The organism is Limosilactobacillus reuteri (genome assembly GCF_002254085.1).
Lineage (GTDB): Bacteria > Bacillota > Bacilli > Lactobacillales > Lactobacillaceae > Limosilactobacillus > Limosilactobacillus reuteri_K.
Genome location: NZ_NGPY01000002.1, coordinates 1 through 17,783, shown reverse-complemented (window position 1 = coordinate 17,783; position 17,783 = coordinate 1). Strand labels below are relative to the sequence as shown.

General features: G+C 40.4%; 5 protein-coding genes and 1 pseudogene. All 6 read right to left on the bottom strand.

Features of this window, described 5'->3' with window-relative positions:
• Positions 1 to 34: 34 nt before the first annotated feature.
• On the bottom strand, positions 35 to 1,384 hold the full coding sequence (locus CBG10_RS00415; RefSeq protein ID WP_094511300.1) for an amino acid permease: 1,350 nt from the start codon (positions 1,382 to 1,384) through the stop codon (positions 35 to 37).
• Between the two features lie 304 nt (positions 1,385 to 1,688).
• The gene (locus CBG10_RS00410) at positions 1,689 to 2,432 is read right to left on the bottom strand and encodes an amino acid ABC transporter ATP-binding protein (protein WP_003665372.1); all 744 of its coding nucleotides are present in this window, start codon (positions 2,430 to 2,432) and stop codon (positions 1,689 to 1,691) included.
• 1 nt (position 2,433) lies between these two features.
• Positions 2,434 to 3,897, bottom strand: coding sequence for an ABC transporter substrate-binding protein/permease (locus CBG10_RS00405; RefSeq protein WP_094511299.1), 1,464 nt, complete (start codon positions 3,895 to 3,897; stop codon positions 2,434 to 2,436).
• 266 nt (positions 3,898 to 4,163) lie between these two features.
• On the bottom strand, positions 4,164 to 5,471 hold the full coding sequence (serS, locus tag CBG10_RS00400) for a serine--tRNA ligase (protein WP_094502715.1): 1,308 nt from the start codon (positions 5,469 to 5,471) through the stop codon (positions 4,164 to 4,166).
• Between the two features lie 1,655 nt (positions 5,472 to 7,126).
• Positions 7,127 to 17,668 carry a mucin-binding protein gene (locus tag CBG10_RS11640; RefSeq protein ID WP_263851419.1) on the bottom strand — a complete coding sequence of 3,514 codons (10,542 nt, stop codon included), beginning with the start codon at positions 17,666 to 17,668 and terminating at the stop codon, positions 7,127 to 7,129.
• An 18-nt stretch (positions 17,669 to 17,686) separates the two neighbouring features.
• Positions 17,687 to 17,783 (bottom strand): annotated as a pseudogene (locus tag CBG10_RS00390) (IS30 family transposase); the annotation flags it as partial.

Genomic DNA, 17,783 nt, shown 5'->3' with positions numbered 1-17,783 from the left:
AGACCCAAATTTTTTTCGAGTCTCTGCCAAGTTTTTAATTTTTCTTCTTCAAAAATCCATAACCATAAGCGAGCAGTGCAAAAATGACAATTGAAAGGATTAATGGAATTCGTGTTGAATCAATAAATAGTAAAATCACTAGGACTGCCAAGAAGAAAATGATTGTTAACCAACTAGTAATTGGATATCCTGGCATTCTGAAGTTCGCAACTCCCTTTGGATTCTGCTGCCGGAACTTAATGTGGGCAACCAAAATAATAATCCACGTAAAGATAAAGGTAATTGTTGAAATCCCCGCAATCACATCGAATATTCCTGCTGGCATAATGTAATTCAAGATAACCGTAATAAACAGAATCAATGAAGAAAAAGTTAATGCATGATTAGGCACTGCCTTCGCACTTAATTCACCAAAACGTTTTGGTGCATTTCCGCTTCGAGCTAAGGAGTAGAGGGAACGACTAGTACTAAAAATCGCACTGTTTGTTGCAGACATTGCAGCGGTTAAAACCACAAAGTTTAGAATCGCAGCTGCTCCTGGAACTCCAATTGCTGCGAACACTTGAACAAATGGACTAGAAGTAGTCTTGATCTGGAACCATGGGTAAATTGACATCATCGCAATCATTGATCCAATATAGAACAAACCAATCCGGACTGGTAAGGTATTGATCGCCTTAGGAATATCTTTATCTGGATTCTTAGTTTCTCCGGCTGTTAATCCTACCATTTCAATTCCTACAAAGGCAAAGACTACCATTTGGAAAGACATCAAGAAGCCCATCGGACCAGTAGGGAAAAAGCCACCCTGGTTAACTAAGTTTGAAAGGGTTACCGGCCGCCCTTCAACATGACCATGCATCACAAGTAAGACCGCACCAACTGCTATTAAGGCTAAAATTGCAATCACCTTAATCATGGAGAACCAACTTTCTAGTTCACCAAACAGCCCAACGTTTACCATGTTTACTAACATTAATAAAATAACAATAATTAACGGCCCAACCCATTGTGGTAATTTCGGAAACCAATATTTCAAGTAAATACCAGTTGCAGTAAGGTCAGCCATTGCTAATGTCAGCCAACATGCCCAGTACATCCAGCCGGCAACAAATTCCATTCGGTCACCAAGATATTCCTTAACCGAATCAATAAATGAATGTTTTGAAGTATCAGCTAAAATAAGTTCCCCTAACGCCCGCATCATAAAGAAGCAAAAGATACCGACGATCAGGTATGAAAGAATGATTGAAGGACCTGCTTGGTGAATGGCTGTTCCTGATCCAAGAAAAAGACCGGTCCCAATAGCTCCACCAATAGCAATCATCGTCACATGACGACTTTTAAGCGATCGTTCTAACTTCTGTTGTTGTTTTTCGTCCATAATATGCCTCCTTAAAAATTTAGTTAATAACAAAAACGTTTTCTTAAACAAATAAAAACGTCCCTGGCAATCATCTACCAGGGACGTTTTTTTAACGCGGTTCCACCCATCTTTATAGCTCACATTTGCGAACTACCTCTTGGTTGATAAGGAAACCACTCCATTTTAAACGCTCATGCCATTTAATTGGATCCAGCTTTCAGCAAATACTGGACTCTCTGTCAACCAATTATTGGAAGTTACTCATTATTATAATGATTATCCTAACTTTGTCAAATTTAAATTACTAAAAGTCAGTTGATAATTAAATATTTAATACTTTATCCAAGAAATTCTTCGTATCTGGATGTTGTGGATTATCAAAAATCTCTTCTGGGGTGCCTTGTTCACGAATATCACCATTATGGAAGAAAACTACTCGATCAGCAACTTGCTTAGCGAACCCCATTTCATGAGTTACCACGATCATGGTCATCCCCTCTTGCGCTAACCGTTTCATTACTTCCAAAACATCCCCTACCATTTCAGGGTCAAGGGCACTCGTTGGTTCATCAAAGAGCATTACATCCGGTTTCATTGCAAGGGCACGGGCGATGGCTACCCGTTGCTTTTGACCTCCAGACAGCTTGGTTGGATCTGCCCCTGCTTTATCAGCTAGTCCAACTAAATCAAGATAATGCATTGCGTCCTTTTCTGCCTCTTCCTTAGTCATCTTGCCAAGTTGAACAGGCGCCAAAGTGATATTCTCCAAAACATTCATATTTGGAAAGAGATTAAAATGCTGAAAAACCATTCCGATATTTTCCCGAACCTTATTAATATTTACTTGCGGATCAGCAATATCGTAACCATCAATATAAATATGGCCGCTATTTGGTTCTTCAAGCTTATTAATGCAACGAAGGAAGGTACTTTTACCCGATCCTGATGGTCCAATCATGCAAACCACCTCATTGGGTTTTACGTCCAAGCTAATACCCTTCAGCACCTCATTACTTCCATAACTTTTGTGCAGATTCTTTACTTGTACTTTATAGTTTTTATCCATATTAACCCATCCTCTTTTGTACGTAGTTTGATAACCAAGTCAACAGGGTAATGATGATGATATACATCGTCCCAATGATTAACCACATCTTAAATCCTTCCATGTTCTGGGAAATGATGACAGTTCCTGTTTGTGTAAGTTCCATTACACCGATTGCGGAAAGAATTGAAGTATCTTTCAAGGTAATAATAAACTGGTTAACTAACGAAGGAATCATTAACTTAAATCCTTGGGGAGCGATAACCTTAATCAGGGCTTTGCTATATGGCAACCCTAAGCTCCGCGCTGCTTCCCACTGTCCAATATTAACGGATTCAAATCCACCTTTAACAATGGCTCCAATATAGGCCCCTTCGTTAAAAGTCAGCGTTAAGATTCCTGCTAAGAATAATGGAACTTTATGGCCAATAACATTTGGAATCCCCATGTAAATAAAGAAGGCTAAAACAATCATTGGAATACCACGGAAGATATAAATCAGGGTGCTAGAAACAGCATTGGCGAATTTGTTTTGTGCAATACCTAATACACCTAAAATCACCCCAAAGATCATCGCAAAGATAATGCCGACAACGGTTAATTCAATTGTCATCCATAACCCGCGAAGCAAGGCTGGATAATTGGCGCGGATTAATCCCAGGATTGTCCGATCAGTTGCACTGTCCTTCGTTGTTTTGTCACTCTTAGTATATTTATCAATGATTTGATCCATTTGACCAGTATCTTTTAGCCATTTGATCCCATCATTCATCTTTTTCTGTAATTCTAAGTTCTTGCCCTTTTGGTATCCAACGGCAACTGGTTGTGCATCAATTGGCTTCTTTGTCACAACCTTAAGTGGAACACCTTCTTTAATTCCGTATTCAAGAACAGGGCCATCATCAAAAGTAGCTGCTGTGTTCCCATTCTTCACATCATTCCACATCGTATTTGAAGAATCAAAGTAGCGAATTTTGTAACCATATTTCTTTTGGTTGTTCTTCAAAAATAATGCCGCACTCGTTCCTGACTTAGCCGAAACTGTTTTGCCTTTTAATTGGCTCAGCGACTTAATATTGCTATCTTTTGCAACAGCCATAACAACCCCACTAGTATAGTAAGGTGTTGAAAAATCATACTTTTCTTTTCGTTCATCAGTAACGCTCATTCCGGCAATTACTGCATCAACTTGTCCTGCCTCAAGGGCTTGTAAGTCACCATTAAAGCTCATTGGCTTCAATTCATACTTAAAATGCTCATGCTTGGCAATTTTCTTAAGCATTTCAATTTCAATTCCAGGATTTTTTCCTGAATAACCACCTTTACTATCTTGAATTTCAAAGGGTTCAAAGGTGTTATTAGTTGCAAACGTATAAGTCGGTTCGGCAGCAGATACCTGCTGAGGTTCGACCATTTGCCACCCCACTACAATTCCAAGAACTGCAACAATGGTGATGATCATATTTTTTATCTTGCTGCTATGCATCTGCACCGACTCCTTTTTAATCAAATTTTAACGTTGATACTACTTTATCATCGCCAGAAAATAAAATAAATATCCTTCATTAGAGTTTGTGTTTATCTAAGATGTCAGCGCTTTAAACAATAATTTTTAAAGATAATAACCAATAAAAAGTTAATTTTATTAAGTCTATTTTATTCGTTTTCGATCTTTTCTTAGACTTTTTTAATCAAAAAAGAAGCTCAGATTTAACACTCCAAACTTCTTTAGTGAAAAATATTCTTCTATTCTTATTTATTAACCTTATTACGGAAAGGAACCGCATTTTCCTTAGTAATCTTAGTAACACCATGCATGTATGGTACCAATACTTCTGGAATTGTTACGGAGCCATCGGCGTTTTGATAGTTTTCCAAGATAGCTGCCACTGTCCGCCCAACGGCTAAACCAGAACCGTTAAGCGTGTGAACATATTGTAATTTACCATTCTCATCCCGGTATTGGGTGTGCATCCGCCGTGCCTGGAAGTCCAAGCAGTTTGAACAACTCGAAACTTCACGATACTTATTTTGTGCTGGCATCCACAATTCAAGGTCATGTGTTTCAGATGCCGTAAAGCTCATGTCACCAGTAGTTAAGGTAATAACATGGTATGGCAAGTTTAACTTCTTCAAGATGTTTTCAGCGTTAGCAGTCATCTTTTCAAGTTCATCCCATGAGTTTTCTGGCTTAGTATACTTAACCATTTCTACCTTATTAAATTGGTGCATCCGGATCAATCCCCGGGTATCACGACCCGCTGCTCCCGCTTCAGAACGGAATGATGGTGTTAAAGCAGTAACGTAAACTGGTAATTCTTCAGTTGGGATAACTTCGCCACGGTAGTAATTAGTCAATGGAACTTCAGCAGTTGGGATCAAAGTCATATCCTCACCGTTAACCTGGTAAACCCCTTCTTTGAACTTAGGGAATTGACCAGTACCGTACATTGACTCAGCATTAACAATATATGGTGGTAAAACTTCGGTATATCCTTCCTTCATGTGTTCATCAAGCATGAAGTTGTAAACTGCTCGTTCAAGCTGAGCACCAAGCCCTAAGTAGTAGACAAAACGCGCACCAGAAACCTTACCAGCGCGATCAAAGTCTAAAATACCAAGGTTTTCACCGATATCCCAGTGATGCTTAGGTTCAAAATCAAAGTCCCGAACCTTACCGACTTTCCGTAATTCAACGGCACCGTCTTCCGTTAAGCTAACTGGAACACCATCATGTGGAACATTCGGAAGATGAGCCATCTTATCATGAAGTTCAGCATTATTTGCTTCAACTTCAGCATCTAATTCCTTGATCTTATCACCAAGTTCACGAGTTTCCTTAATGGCTGCATCGGCAGATTCACCATTCCGTTTAGCTTCCCCGATCTTCTTAGATGCTTCATTACGTTGTGCCTTCATTGTTTCGGTTTGTTGAAGCAATTCACGCCGCTTTTTATCTAACGCAATAACTTCATCGATTTCTTCTGGTTTTACACCACGCGTAGCTAACTTTTCCTTATAAAAATCAGGTTCTTGACGAATCTTTTTAATATCTAACATCGTATTTCCTCCTAATTATATAAAAAAGAGCCATTTCATCCTTTATATTTTGGGACGAAATGGCTCTAGTTCCGCGGTACCACCCAAGTTTGACTATCTTTAGTCACCCTTCGAAGTAGATAACGGCTACTATCCGTGCAGAATTACCTGCCCACATATTTTTGCACCGGAGTTTCGGCTGACAGCTTTCACCACCCGCTGCTTCTCTGAACAACCTACTTGAAATGCATTCGTGTTTTCTATTCTGCAATTATCTTATTACACTTTTTCTAATTTATCAATTGAATTTTTATTTAAAAACAAAAAAGGATTTTCACTTCTGAAAATCCTTTTTTGGTTAGTTTACGCACAACTAACTTTGGTGATAAGTCCACCATTCAACATTTAAAACCTACCACCAAGCGGCTTACGTTACAGTAGGTTAGCACATTTACCATACTGTTGTAATTTCCGTGCCGACTTTTGAGGTATCACTAGTATTATGTGTACTATTGAATCATTGTTTAGCACAATTGTCATGAACAGTAAAAAACTTTTTGGTAGCAAATACACTTATATGATAAAACTAAACTGTTATCTGCTTATTGCTGTTGGCGTAGACAATAAGACTTTTAAGTTATCTGGGGGAGATATTGCTACCTATGCTTAAAGTTAAGTATTCGGGGGTTTCTTATAAGCATTATCAGTCTACCGTTTGACATATTTATCTAAACAGTGTTCAAACTTTTTATGATACCTGCTATATAAGGTTATAGACCTTATATCTATTAGGGAGTAGTAGTCGCAACAAACAATGCACAAAAATTGTTGCTCAACATTTAATAACTTGACTTTACCACTATCCAGTCAAGCGACAGCCACCATTATAATTAGCCCAAACAGGCATCGGGGGTCGCCTCTTTAAGGTTATTATAATAGCCTATATCCGCCAGTTTGAAAGGAAATTATCCCAAGCCACCTGGCACATACTTACCACTATCTTTTGGAATAAGTTAAGTCATTCAATAAACCATTTTATAAATAAAGGTAAAGTACTCCTTGAGATAAATAGTAACCATAAAGATCACTATCAGGTGGCATTTCATCTGTAGCTGTCGACCAGATGAATGGTGGCACCTGCTGGCAAGTTACAACCAATCATTTATTAAACAAGTGGCTAAACTAGCAATTTTTAAGAACTTCATTTTATTAAAAAGCTGATAATTAAATGATGATTAATCATTTATCTTGTTGAAACAGCATTTTAATAATAACTTTCAATTGTCATTCTACACTCTTAGTAACTTTTTTCAACTGATTTATCATCAGAAAATTTACTTTCTTAATAAAAAACAAATACCATTGTTATTATATCAGCTTTTAAGAGCGATAATAGTATGATATTTTCTTTTTTATTCACTTTTTATAAATGAAATGTTGGTCATATGTATAAATAGTCCCCCTCACATTTCTTATCATTTGATCATCGCTAATCAACCAAGTACGCAAAAAAGCCCATGTCATTTAGACATGAGCTTTTTCGTCTGCTTCGAGTTTGTTGCTATGAATCTGTTAAGCCACTATTCATTGCATTATGTGTTAAGTCATTGCAATAAACCATCTTCAAATTAACCACAACTCTCCGCATAACTTATCTTTGACAGTTCAAAGAATTACTAATCTTCTTTACGCCGTTTCTTTCCTGCAGCCAATAAACCAGTTAAGCCTAATGCAGCCAATCCAAGCGCAGCAGCTGAATTATTTTCATTACCAGTTTGTGGTAACTTCTTAGCTGCTTGCTTAGCAGGTGCAGCTGACTCAGCCTTTGCTTGTGGGGCAGCCGGAGCTTGAGGAGTAGCCGGTTGAACTGGCGTCGCTGGTGCTGGAGTAGCAGGTGTTTCTGGAGTTGCCGGTTCATCTGGTTGTGGTGTTACCGGCGTCTCTGGAGTTACTGGTGTTGGCATCGTGTAAACGACTGGCGTATCAACAGTTGGATGTGTTGGTGTTACGGTAGTAACGTTTGGCGTCATTCCGGGAACTGAAGGTACTGGTTCATTTGGTACAACCTTAGTTGGATCAGTTGGGTCATTGGTGTATGGCACAGCTGGAACATTTGGAATTGGGTTGCCATTTGGATCAACCGGTACAATGTTGCCAACCTTAGTGTAGGTAACCGTATCTTCAAGGTTCTGTTGAACTGTTTCCTTAGCTGGAACATTAGCCTTGTCCGCAACATAACCATTGATTACTGGAACCTTAACTTCATTGTAGCTGCCTTTGTCAGCAGTCCATCCTTCGTCAAGGTTAATAATTTGACCAGTTACCTTGTCGATGATTAATGTCCGGGTCCAAGTTGAAGTTTGCACATCGTCATCACGCATCTTATTACCGCTGTTATCCACGAAGTGGACCGTTGAAGTGTATTCCTTCGTGTAGGTGTCCTTAGCAGGCCACTTTGGACCATTTGGTTCATCAGGGTTAACCGGTGTACCAGGTTCATGTGGATTGTTTGGTCCTACTGGAGCATGACCGTGCTTCAAGACAACAGTGAAGACTTGATTTTGATCTGCATTATCATCAAAGGTTGCGCCTGCTGGGAAGCCATCGGTTACTAGTACATAACCTTGTGCTTCCAGTTGCTTGATCTGATCAGCCGTACTGTAGTTAATCTTGTCACCAGCCTTACCAGTCAAGTCACCGGAAGTTGCGATTTGAGCGTTGTTGTTATCTTGATCAACGTAGTTAACAATCGCAATTTGGTCAGCCGCTGGCTTTGGATTTACCGTATCTGGCGTGTACTTAACGGATGTATCAACACCTGGATCAGTTGGTGTTACCGTTGGTACTTCTGGCTTGTAGCCTGGAATAGTTGGTACTGGTTCATCTGGCGTTACCTTCGTTGGGTCAGTTGGATCAGTTGGGTATTGTGGTGTTGGAACATCTGGAATTGGGTTACCATTTGGATCAACTGGAATAATCTTTCCATTTGGTACATAAGTAACTGTCGCTTCTTGATCTTCCATTGTGACACTTGGCCCATCAACTTGTGCCCGGTCGGCATGGTAACCGTTAACAACTGGTGTCTTAACGCCATCATAACTTTCCTTGTTGCTTACCCATTCTGTGGAGCTAATAATCTTGCCAGTCACATTGTCCACCGTAATAGAACGAGTCCATTGCGCGTTTTGAACGTTATCAGCTGGATTATCGTTTCCAGCACCAACATAGTGAATAGTAAACTTAACATCCTTAAGGTAGTCAACATCTTCGTTGGTTACCTTTGGTCCGTCTGGGTAGTTAGGGTTAATTGGTTCACCTGGTGTACCTGGCTTATCTGGTTTGAACGTCGTGGTACCATGCTTCAAGACAACTGTGTAAGTTTGGGTTGTATTGTCATCATCGTCAAATACTGCACCAGCTGGGAAGCCATCACTTACAAGGACGTAACCTTGAGCCTCAAGTTGCTTGATTTGATCAGCCGTGCTGTAGTTGATTACACTACCTGGCTTACCAGTTAAGTTACCAGAAGTTGCGATCTGAGCATTGTTGTTATCTTGGTCAACATAGTTAACAACAGCGGTTTGATCATTAACGATTGGGGTGTATGGTACTGGCGTATCCTTACCAGGATCCGTTGGTGTTACTGTTGGAACACTTGGGGTGTAACCAGGAATTGTTGGTACTGGTTCATCTGGTGTTACCTTTGATGGATCAGTTGGATCGGTTGGGTATTGTGGCGTTGGTACGTTTGGAATTGGCTTGCCACTTGGGTCAACTGGAACGATCTTACCGTTCTTAGCGTAGGTAACTGTTACCGTGTAATCATTTGTTTCGTGGTTAACAGTCGTACCATCAACATTGATGTTATCAGTACTATCCTGGCTTACCCGTACAACATGGTAACCTTCAACCACTGGTGTCTTTTCGCCAGTTAAGTTTCCATCACCAGTCCAAGTAATTGGTGTAATCCATTGACCAGTTACCTTGTCAAGAACTCCTTCACCTGTAAAGTGAGCAGTTTGTTCTACTGGTTCACTAACCTTGTTACCATTTTCGTCCACGTATTGGATTGTCCGTGTAACGTCCTTAGTTACTTGGTCAGAACCAGCTGGGTACTTAGGTCCATCTGGATCGTTAGGGTTGATTGGTTCCCCTGGCTTACCCGGGTTAGTTGGCGTTACTGGTTGTTGACCATGTTTCAAGACAACCGTGTAAGTTTGGGTTGTATTGTCATCATCGTCAAATACTGCACCAGCTGGGAAGCCATCACTTACAAGGACGTATCCCTGATCTTCAAGTTGCTTGATTTGATCAGCCGTGCTGTAGTTAATTACACTACCTGGCTTACCAGTCAAGTTACCAGAAGTTGCGATCTGAGCATTGTTGTTATCTTGGTCAACGTAGTTAACAATGGCGGTTTGATCATTAACGATTGGGGTGTATGGTACTGGCGTATCCTTACCAGGATCCGTTGGTGTTACCGTTGGAACACTTGGTGTGTAGCCCGGTACATTTGGTACTGGTTCGTCCGGTGTTACCTTTGATGGATCAGTTGGATCAGTTGGGTATTGTGGTGTTGGGACATTCGGAATTGGCTTGCCACTTGGGTCAACTGGAATAATCTTTCCGTTCTTAGCGTACTTAACTGTTACTGTATAACTGTCATTTTCATGAGTAAGGGTTACACCAGCAACGTTGTTACCATTGCCATCACGATCAACATTTACTACGTGGTAACCTTCAACCACTGGTGTCTTAACACCCGCAACAGATTGACTACCACTCCAAGTCAATGGAGTCGTCCATTGACCAGTTACCTTATCAAGAACCCCTTGAGCAGTGAAGTTAACAGTTTGTTCTACTGATTCACTAACCTTGTTACCATTTTCATCCACATATTGAACTGTCCGCGTAACATTCTTTGTTACTTGGTCAGAGCCAGCTGGGTACTTAGGTCCATCTGGATCGTTAGGGTTGATTGGTTCCCCTGGCTTACCTGGGTTAGTTGGTGTTACTGGTTGAGTACCGTGACGGAAAGTAACAGTGAAGATTTGATCATGGTCCTTATCGTTATCAAAGGCAGCATCCGTTGGGAAACCGTCATTTACAAGAACATAGCCCTTATCTTCAAGGCTCTTAATTTCGTCAGCCGTACTGTAGTTAATCTTGTCGCCTGGTTGACCGCTTAAGTTACCAGAGTTAGCAAGCTCTTCATTGTTAGTTAAGTCAATGTAACGAACTTGAGCATTTTGCGTATTGTCTACTGGATGGTAAACAACTGGCGTATCCTCGCCCGGCTTATCAGGAGTTACTGTTGGTGTTTCTGGAGTGTAACCAGGAATTGTTGGTACCGGTTCATTTGGCGTTACCTTAGCTGGATCGCTTGGGTCAGTTGGGTATTGTGGTGTTGGGACATTCGGAATTGGTTTTCCCGATGGATCAACCGGAATAATCTTTCCGTTCTTAGCGTACTTAACTGTTACTGTGTAACTATTATCATCATGAGTTAGCGTTACACCCTTAACATCATTACCAGCGGCATCACGATCAACATTTACTAAGTGGTAACCATCAATAGCTGGTGATTTAACCGCAGAAACAGTTTGATCAATACTCCAAGTTAATGGAGTTGTCCATTGACCAGTTACCTTATCAAGAATCCCTTCCGCAGTGAAGTTAACAGTTTGTTCTACTGATTCACTAACCTTATTACCATTTTCATCCACATATTGAACTGTCCGCGTAACATTCTTTGTTACTTGGTCAGAGCCGGCTGGGTACTTAGGTCCATCTGGATCGTTAGGGTTGATTGGTTCCCCTGGCTTACCGGGGTCAGTTGGTGTTACTGGTTGGGTACCGTGACGCAATACAACTGTGTAAGTTTGAACAGTACCGTCATCGTTATCATAAGTTGCGCCTGCTGGGAAGCCATCATTTACGAGAACGTAACCCTTATTTTCAAGATCTTGAATAGTTGCAGCTGTACTGTAATCAATACGTTCGCCAGCCTTACCACTCAAGTCACCAGAAGTAGTAATTACCTTGTTGTTTTCATCAGCATCAACGTAATTTACAAGTGCTTGTTGATCCTTAGCTGGAGTTACTGGAGTGTATGGTACTGGAGTGTCCTTACCGGGGTCAGTTGGTGTTACCGTTGGAACACTTGGGGTGTAGCCTGGAATTTCTGGTACTGGTTCGTCCGGTGTTACCTTCGTTGGATCGGTTGGATCCGTTGGATATTGTGGTGTTGGGACATTTGGAATTGGTTTTCCACTTGGATCAACTGGAATGATCTTTCCATTTGGTGTGTAAGTTACTGTTACTTCTTTATTTAAATCATCGGGAGTTACAGTTTCACCACCCGCTACCCGCTTATCAGCGTGGTAACCTTCGATTACCGGGCTATCTACACGGTCAAAGGTATGGCTCGAGACATTCCAACCAGTTTCACTGATTAACTTACCAGTTACCTTATCTACTACGCCCGTCTTCGTAAAGTCAAAGCTTTGAACATCGTCGTCCTTCGCTTTAGTTCCATCAGCGTATACGTAGTGAACCGTTTGGGTTCCTGTTTTCTTCAGGCTGTTTTCATCCGTTCCATCTGGCCACTTAGGACCGTCTGGATCGTTAGGGTTGATTGGTTCCCCTGGCTTACCGGGGTCAGTTGGTGTTACTGGTTGGGTACCGTGACGCAATACAACTGTGTAAGTTTGAACAGTACCGTCATCGTTATCGTAAGTTGCGCCAGCTGGGAAGCCATCATTTACGAGAACGTAACCCTTATTTTCAAGATCTTGAATAGTTGTAGCTGTACTGTAATCAATACGTTCGCCAGCCTTACCACTCAAGTCACCAGAAGTAGTAATTACCTTGTTGTTTTCATCAGCATCAACGTAATTTACAAGTGCTTGTTGATCCTTAGCTGGAGTTACTGGAGTGTATGGCACTGGAGTATCTTCTGTAGGTACACCTGGAGTAACAGTTGGTGTTGATGGAGTGTAACCAGGAATTGTTGGTACCGGTTCGTTTGGGGTTACCTTCGTTGGATCTGTTGGATCGTTAGTGTAACTTGGCGTTGGTGCATCTGGAATTGGTGTTTTACCATCTGGACCAACTGGGATAATCTTACCAACCTTCTTATAAACAACAGTGAATACACGGTTACGTTGCTCATCGCTTGCACCATGAGTAGTAGTAAAACCACCAGCAGTGTACTTACCATCATTGTTAGTGTAACCAGATACTGCTACATAACCATCAATTACTGGAACGTTTTCAGCAGTAAAGTCATTGCTATCTTGGTTCCAAGTACCACGTGAAATGAGGTCACCAGTTTCTTTATCGTAAGTGTCACCTGTGTAGTTGTAAGTGAAGTTTTGTGTCTTGGATGGATTTAATTCATTTCCTTGTTCATCAACATACTTAACTGTTTGTGATGCCTTAACCGTTTGTTGATCACGAGTTTCTTGACCATTCTTGGCGTAAGTTACGGTCGTTTCACTAGTCGGGTTATCAACAGTTACAGTAGCACCGTCTACAACAGTCTTATCTGCGTGATAACCATCAATTGTTGGTGAAGTTACATCGTTAAATTTGTGACTTGCTGGAGTCCAGCCTTTGTCTTCGATTTGCTTACCAGTTACGTTGTCAAATACTAATGTGTGGTCGAAGTTAGTGTTTTGAACATTATCATCGGCTGCCTTCGTACCATCTGCGTATACATAGTGAACCGTTTGTGACCCTTGCTTAGTTAAGCTCTTAGCATCAGTACCGCTTGGCCACTTAGGACCGTCTGGATCGTTAGGATTAATTGGTTCACCTGGATTACCTGGCTTGTCAGGCGTAATTGTTGTGGTGTTGTGAATGAAGTGCACTTCATAACTACCACCATTTTGAGGCATTGTAGTTACGTTGAAGTTGTCACTCACAAGCTTGTAACCCTTATTTTCAAGTTCGGCAATTGAACCTTGAGTAGTGTAGTTAAGGGCTTCACCTGGCTTTGCAGTGATTGACTTGTCGTAAGAACTTAAGTCAGTGTGGCCTTCGCCAGTAGTGTCATCAATGTACTTAACAGTAACAGTTTGATCTTCTGGAGTAGGAGTTGGCTTAGTATAAGGAACATTTGTATCCTTAGTTGGTACTTCTGGAGTTACATTAGGAACATCAGTAGTCCAACCTGGAACGTTTGGTGTTGGCTCATTTGGTGTTACCTTGGTTGGATCAGTTGGATCGTTAGTGTAACTTGGTGTTGGTGCATCTGGAATTGGATTTCCTGATGGATCAACTGGAATAATCTTACCTACCTTGTGGTAAATAATTGTAATTTCTTTATTTGGATCAGTTGGGGTTGAAGTTTGACCTTCATAAGTTCTTTTTTCTGCAACATAACCATCAATTACTGGAGCATCAACATTTTCAAACTTATGACTATCTGCATTCCATTGACCAGTCTGACCTGATTTAACAAAAGTAAAGGTACCATTAGTGCTATCTTCACGAATAGCAGTATTAGTATCGCCATCAATATAATGAACAGTCTGTTTACTATCAACAGTTTGATCTTCTGGAGCTGGTTTTGTATAAGGAACCGGCGTATCCTTACCAGGATCTGTTGGTGTTACTGTTGGAACACTTGGAGTATAACCTGGAACATTTGGTACTGGTTCATTTGGAGTTACTTTAGATGGATCTGTTGGATCTGTTGGATATTGTGGAGTTGGTGCATCTGGAATTGGGTTTCCTGATGGATCAACTGGAATAATCTTACCATTAGGAGCATAAGTTACAGTTACAGCAATATTTCCACTATCCTTAGTCAAACCAGTAATTGCAGCAACATCATTACCATCTTGATGATCAGAAACGCTGATTAAATGGTAATTTTGTTCTACTGGAGAAACAACCTTATCAAATGAAGTCTTATCACTAGTCCATGTAATTTGTGGAGTTGCGGTATTATTTTCATCAATTACCCACTTGCCATCTTGTTGAGTAGCATTAACTAATTGACCAGTAACTTTATCTACATAAGCAGTTCCAGTAAATGTAGCAGTTTGCTTAGCATTTGCAGGAACAGTAGCAGTAAAGGTTGAACCATCGCTATTTACGTAGTTAACAGTTAAGTTAATCTTTTTAGTTAATTGATCAGGTTGAGCTTCTGCTGGAGTCTTGTCTGGTACCTCATTTGGTGGTGTTGTTGGAGTAACTGGCTGTACACCATGTTTCATATGTACAGTTACCACTACATTTTGGTTACCTTCAATAGTAGAAGGAATTGTACCATCAGTTATTACATATACATAACCTTGATTTTCGAGATTACTAATAGTAGTTGAAGTATTGTAATCAACCTTAGTTCCAGCATCTACTAAACCAGTATTGTATTCAGTATTAGGAATATCAGTGTTGGTAGTGTCATCGTGGTAGACAACCTTTACTGAGCCCTTTTCAGCTGCCTTCTTGTAAACAACAACAGTTTCATAGTTTTCTGGAATACCAGTTGTACCATTCGTACGATATGCATCAGAAAGCATTCCATTTTGAACTACATCGTTAGCGGCATCGAATGTAAGGTTAGCTTTTACGCTTGAGCCATCAGCCCCAACAGTCACGCCAGGCGCATTCGTAGATTGGATAGTTGCAGTGTAGCCTTCTTCTACTGGAGATGTTACCACTGCATATGGGTCAGTTACTGTTTGACCCTGATTGTTTGTCATCTTCCAACCGGAGTCTTGAGTTACTGAATATCCACTTCTAATGTAATCTAAAACTTCATCAGCACTATGGGTCAATGCATAATCTTGAACTGACTTAATTTGATCTGCAGTTAAATCAAGAGTCAAATCGCGAGTCAAGTTTAAATCTTGAGTTACAACAAGTGGTTGACCATTTGCATCAAGGACTGGAGTACCATCTTCGTATACATACTTAATAGTGTTAGTGTGAGTCCCCTTAATTTGAGTTGAAGTTTCGTGAGGAATCCAAATTTGGTGACTAGCACGTTGGGTAGAAATACCATAATATTGACCTGGATCTGGTGCAGTACTTCTATCCCAAATCCTATTTGCTGGAATGCCACCAGTTAAGCCATTCCCAGAAATAGAAATATCTGGGTTAGCCCCGTTATCTTTATAGTTTTTAGCTGAGAATCCAGTCTTATCAAAAGTAACACTATTTACATCTGTCCAAATTTGCTGGGTACCATTAGACTTGATTTGTTGGTAAACAACGTAATCAGTACCACCGATGGTTAATACACCTTTTGAGTCACTCATGTAAATCAAGTTAGCAGTGTATTGACTAGACGTGGTATTAATGTCAGTTCCACCAACACCTGCCATCCAACCAGTAGTTGCACCACCAGCAGAGTAACGTTGTAAGTTAAGGAGCAGCGGATCTTGGATATCAATACGTGAATAAGAATTTCCTAATGGGAAAGAAATTAACTCTGCATAGAAGTTAGTGTTGTCATCACGAATATCGACAATGGCACCCTTCTTAGAAGTAAAGGCAGCATTCGTACTTCCATTTCGTGAATCAAGAGAAACTACGTCGTCCCATGCATTGTCACCACGGTTTTGAAGAATAACACGGAAAGTGGCATCTTCGCCGATGGTAATATTTCCGCCTTCATTTACACCAATGTAGTTGTAACCATCGTAACTACCTGAAGGGCCCGCTTCATTACCACGAGCATTAATAGTATTTTTACCATTAGAGTGGAAATAAGTTACTGCATGATTGCCAACATTAATGTTACTATTATTAGCTAAGTCAAGAGCAACCCCACGACCTTGATTTTCAAAGTTAACATTAGCATATTCACCAACATTAAAGTTAGAGTTATCACCTAAAATTACCCCATCACGACCTGTGAAGTTAAAGGTTGAATATTGGCCTAAGTTAATCTGACCTGAACCATTTGGACGAGATTGACTAGATGTATAACCACCAAAGCGATCACTATCGGTTGTATTTGGACGAACACCAGTCATTGAAATAGCTTGACCAATGCTAGTATTAAAGTTAACTACGGATTTGTAACCAGTATTAAAAGTACCATTACTTTCTGCAAAAATACCTGCGTCATGATAACGAGCTGTAGTGCTCAAATCATTGCCAGTGTTCATGTTTACAGTCAGTTGAGCATTATTACCAACATTAACTGAGCTATTGCTGTTAACTAAATGGATTCCATCCCCGATAGAAGCACGATTAATAGTTAAAGAAGCACCGTTTTCGATGTTAACCGTACTTGCTTGAATGTTGTAGCCTTTAGTTTGACTCCAATTAGTAAAGTGTTCATTCTTTTCAGAAGATGTTAGAGTTGCACCATTAGAATCGTTAACAGTTGAAACAACAGTACCCTTAATGTTAACAGTACCATTACCCATGATTGATCCATTAACAGTTACATCATCAAGGGTTAATTGATTATTATTAGTAATCCGATTACCGTTAAGATTTAATACTGCCCCATCAACACCATGGATAGTGAAGGCACGGTTAATATTAAGGTCACTAAAGAAGTCGATATTACTTTTTACATTAACACCATTAACACTAGAGTTATTAACAGCATTTTGGAGTTCAAGAGCATTCGTAACATCTTTGTAACCACTATATTCATCATTATTTGCTGTTGAACTAACAGCTGATGATTGAGCAGCAGTGTTTGCTTGTGGCATTGCAGCTAAACTAGCAAATACAGATGCGTAGTTTAAGTCATTGTTTACAGCAGATGAACTCACTGTAAACGATTGTGTAGCAACAGCACTTGCGGTACTTGCTTGTGCGCTTGAGCTAGCAGCTGATGTGTTTTGGGCTGCATTGTTTTGAGCAGCAGATGAACTGTTTTGAGCAGCTTCACTAGCAGTATCACTTGAAGCATTAGCAACAGCAGCATTAACAGCAGCTTCGTAATCGTTAGCTGCTTGTGCCTTAATATCCCCTGCTGGATTTTGCACAGCGGCAGATGCATTGTTGCTTTGATTTTCAGCAGTAGCAGACTTCAAAGTAGAAGTGCTCGCTGAATTTAATGTAAGATTATGATCTGTTTGTTCTGCTGAATCGCTCCCAGAAGCAGAATCAGCATTTGAAATCGTACTATCTGCTGAGGCGGTTCCTGCAGCAAAAGTTACACCTAGTAAAACAGACGCTACACCAACAGATAATTTTTTAATGGTGAAACGTTGCTTTTTAGGTTCGGCAGATTGCAAGAAATAACTTGAACGAATTTAGTGACGTAGATTAAGCAAGAAGATCTCGATTGGTGTATGCCAATTAAGACATTTAAGTGGCCGTGAATTCAGATACCAATTGATTTGAACCAGT

What these genes read in the sequence shown, in the direction of transcription:
- CBG10_RS00405 (WP_094511299.1), bottom strand. Translation starts at nt 3,897, where the DNA reads ATGCATAGCAGCAAGATAAAAAATATGATCATCACCATTGTTGCAGTT.
- CBG10_RS00410 (WP_003665372.1), bottom strand. Translation starts at nt 2,432, where the DNA reads ATGGATAAAAACTATAAAGTACAAGTAAAGAATCTGCACAAAAGTTAT.
- serS (WP_094502715.1), bottom strand. Translation starts at nt 5,471, where the DNA reads ATGTTAGATATTAAAAAGATTCGTCAAGAACCTGATTTTTATAAGGAA.
- CBG10_RS00415 (WP_094511300.1), bottom strand. Translation starts at nt 1,384, where the DNA reads ATGGACGAAAAACAACAACAGAAGTTAGAACGATCGCTTAAAAGTCGT.